The following is a 4,444-nucleotide window of genomic DNA, read 5'->3' on the forward strand; positions in this document are numbered from 1 at the left end:
TACACCATTGCCGTCTTGATCATTCACTTCTGGCGCTGTCACTGAATCAATTTGATCTAGACGTGTTTGTAATCCGTCTTTACCTGTTTTACCATCTGGTACATTATTTAATTTCGTTAAAGCATCTTCTTTCGCTGTTTCTAATGCTTCGATGAGTTGATCTAACTCAGCTTTTTCACTTGGATTTACTAATCCATCAGATGTAACTTCAGATAACTTATTATCCACGGCTTTCTTAGCTTCTTCCACTCCTACAATTGCTTGTTCCGCCTCAGACAGTTGGTCTGTGTCTAACACACCATTGCTATCTTGGTCATTTACCTCAGGCGCTGTTACTGAACCAATTTGGTCTAGACGTGTTTGTAACCCATCTTTTCCTGTTGTACCGTCTGGTACATTGTTTAATTTCGTCGAAGCTTCTACTTTAGCCGTTTCTAACGTTTCGCTTAATTTATCTAATTCGGCTTTCTCATTTGGATTTACTAATCCATCCGATGTGATTTCTGCTAACTTATTATCTATGGCTTTCTTCGCTTTTTCTACTGCTTCAATTGCTTGTGCTGTCTCAGATAATTGTTCAGTGTCTAAAACACCGTTACTATCTCGATCATTCACTTCTGGTAAAGTTACTGAACTAATTTGATCTAAACGTGTTTGTAACTCATCCTTACCTGTCGTACCGTTTGGTACATTGTTTAATTTCGCTGAAGCTTCTGCTTTTGCTGTTTCTAAAGCTTCGATAAGTTTATCTAACTCGGCTTTTTCGCTTGGGTTAACCAAATTATCGGCTGTGACTTCTGCTAACTTATTATTGACAGCTTTTTTAGCTTCTTCTACTGCCGTAATTGCTTCTTCTGCCTCTGATAACTGCTCTGTATCTAGTACACTATTGCCATCTTGATCATTTACTTCTGGCGCTGTCACTGAATCAATTTGGTCTAGACGTGTTTGTAACTCATCTTTGCCTGTCGTACCGTTTGGTACACTGTTCAATTTCGCTGAAGCTTCTGCTTTCGCTGTTTCTAACACTTCAATTAATTTCTCTAACTCAGCTTTTTCACTTGGATTTACTAAGTTATCAGACGTAATCTCAGACAACTTGTTAGCTGCTGCTTTTTTAGCTTCTTCTACTGCCATAATTGCTTGTGCTGCCTCAGACAGTTGGTCTGTGTCTAACACGCCATTACCATCCTGGTCATTGACCTCGGGCACTGTTACTGAACCAATTTGGTCTAAGAGACTTTGTAGTGTATCTTTGCCTGTCGTACCGTTTGGTACATTGTTTAATTTCGCTGAAACTTCTGCTTTCGCTGTTTCTAACACTTCGATAAGTTGATCTAACTCAGCTTTTTCACTTGGATTTACTAATCCATCCGCTGTGATTTCTGTTAACTTATTATCGACGGCTTTCTTAGCTTCTTCCACTGCCACAATTGCTTGTTCTGCCTCTGATAATTGTTCAGTGTCTAAAACACCATTACTATCTTGGTCATTTACTTCTGGGATTGTCACTGAGTCAATTTGATCTAAAAGTGTTTGTAATCCATCTTTACCTGTTGTAGCGTTTGGTACACTACTCAATTTCGTCGAAGCATCTGCCTTAGCTGTTTCTAATGCTTCAATTAATTTCTCTAACTCAGCTTTTTCACTTGGATTTACTAATCCATCCGCTGTGATCTCAGACAACTTGTTAGCTGCTGCTTTTTTAGCTTCTTCTACTGCCATAATTGCTTGTGCTGCCTCAGATAATTGTTCAGTGTCTAACACGCCATTACCATCCTGGTCATTGACCTCAGGCGCTGTTACTGAACCAATTTGGTCTAGACGTGTTTGTAACCCATCTTTTCCTGTTGTACCGTCTGGTACATTGTTTAATTTCGTCGAAGCTTCTACTTTAGCCGTTTCTAACGTTTCGCTTAATTTATCTAATTCGGCTTTCTCATTTGGATTTACTAATCCATCCGATGTGATTTCTGCTAACTTATTATCTATGGCTTTCTTCGCTTTTTCTACTGCTTCAATTGCTTGTGCTGTCTCAGATAATTGTTCAGTGTCTAAAACACCGTTACTATCTCGATCATTCACTTCTGGTAAAGTTACTGAACTAATTTGATCTAAACGTGTTTGTAACTCATCCTTACCTGTCGTACCGTTTGGTACATTGTTTAATTTCGCTGAAGCTTCTGCTTTTGCTGTTTCTAAAGCTTCGATAAGTTTATCTAACTCGGCTTTTTCGCTTGGGTTAACCAAATTATCGGCTGTGACTTCTGCTAACTTATTATTGACAGCTTTTTTAGCTTCTTCTACTGCCGTAATTGCTTCTTCTGCCTCTGATAACTGCTCTGTATCTAGTACACTATTGCCATCTTGATCATTTACTTCTGGCGCTGTCACTGAATCAATTTGATCTAGACGTGTTTGTAATCCGTCTTTACCTGTTGTACCATCTGGTACATTATTTAATTTCGTTAAAGCATCTGCTTTCGCTGTTTCTAATGCTTCGATGAGTTTATCTAACTCAGCTTTCTCACTTGGATTTACTAAGTTATCAGACGTAATCTCAGACAACTTGTTAGCTGCTGCTTTTTTAGCTTCTTCTACTGCCGTAATTGCTTGTGCTGCCTCTGATAATTGTTCAGTGTCCAAGACTCCATTACTATCTCTATCATTTACTTCTGGCGCTGTCACTGAGCCAATTTGATCTAGACGTGTTTGTAATCCGTCTTTACCTGTTGTACCGTTTGGTACATTATTTAATTTCGTTAAAGCATCTGCTTTCGCTGTTTCTAACTCTTCAATTAGTTGATCTAACTCGGCTTTTTCGTTTGAATTTACTAATCCATCAGATGTGATTTCTGCTAACTTATTATCGACGGCTTTCTTAGCTTCTTCCACTCCTACAATTGCTTGTTCCGCCTCAGACAGTTGGTCTGTGTCTAACACACCATTGCTATCTTGGTCATTTACCTCAGGCGCTGTTACTGAACCAATTTGGTTTAAGCGTGTTTGTAATGCGTCTTTACCTGTTGTACCGTTTGGTACACTGTTCAATTTCGCTGAAGCTTCTGCTTTCGATGTTTCTAACGTTTCGATGAGTTGATCTAATTCGAATTTCTCTTCTGGATTAATTAATCCGTCCGATGTGATTTCAGTTAACTTGTCATCTGCTGCTTGTTTAGCTTGTTCTACTGCTTCAATTGCTTGTTCCGCCTCAGATAATTGTTTAGTATCTAGAACACCATTACCATCTTGGTCATTTACCTCAGGCGCTGTCACTGGATCAATTTGGTCTAAACGTGTTTGTAACCCATCTTTTCCTGGTGTACCGTCTGGTACATTGTTTAATTTCGTCGAAGCTTCTACTTTAGCTGTTTCTAACGTTTCGATTAATTTATCTAATTCGGCTTTCTCATTTGGATTTACTAATCCATCCGATGTGATTTCCGCTAACTTATTGTCTGCAGCTTTCTTAGCTTTTTCCACTGCTTCAATTGCTTGTTCCGCCTCAGATAACTGCTCGGTATCTAGTACACCATTACCATCTTGATCATTTACTTCTGGTAAAGTCACTGAACCAATTTGTTTTAAGCGTGTTTGTAATCCATCTTTACCTGTTGTACCGTCTGGTACATTGTTTAATTTCGTCGAAGCTTCTACTTTAGCTGTTTCTAATGCTTCGATGAGTTGTTCTAATTCGGCTTTTTCTTCTGGATTTACTAAGTTATCAGACGTAATCTCAGACAACTTGTTAGCTGCTGCTTTTTTAGCTTCTTCTACTGCCGTAATTGCTTGTTCTGCCTCTGATAATTGTTCAGTGTCCAAGACTCCATTACTATCTTGGTCATTTACTTTTGGTAAAGTTACTGTACCAATTTGATCTAAGCGTGTTTGTAACCCATCTTTACCTGTTGTACCGTTTGGTACGCTATTCAATTTCGTCGAAGCATCTACTTTCGCTGTTTCTAATGTTTCGATTAATTTTTCTAACTCAGTTTTTTCATTTGGATTTACTAATCCATCCGATATGATTTCTGCTAACTTATTATCGACAGCTTGTTTAGCTTGTTCCACTCCTACAATTGCTTGTTCCGCCTCAGATAATTGTTTAGTATCTAGAACACCATTACCATCTTGGTCATTTACTTCAGGCGCTGTCACTGGATCAATTTGGTCTAGACGTGTTTGTAATCCGTCTTTGCCTGTTGTACCATTTGGTACACTGCTCAATTTCGTCGAAGCATCTGCCTTAGCTGTTTCTAATGCATCGATGAGTTGATCTAACTTAGCTTTCTCCTCTGGGTTTACTAAACCATCCGCTGTGATTTCCGCTAACTTATCGTCTGCAACTTGCTTAGCTTCTTCCACTGCTTCAATTGCTTGTTCCGCCTCAGACAGTTGGTCTGTGTCTAACACGCCATTACTATCTCTATCATTTACTTTTGGT

At 38.9% G+C, this 4,444-nt stretch carries 1 protein-coding gene; it reads right to left on the reverse strand.

Going from position 1 to position 4,444, the window contains the following annotated elements; translation table 11 throughout:
- Nucleotides 1-4,444 (reverse strand): GA-like domain-containing protein (locus ACF91D_RS29485; protein ID WP_392438279.1); only part of this gene is annotated, 4,444 nt, incomplete at both ends.

It is taken from the genome of Staphylococcus sp. 231237_7MaSpsaltlick, from assembly GCF_043107035.1.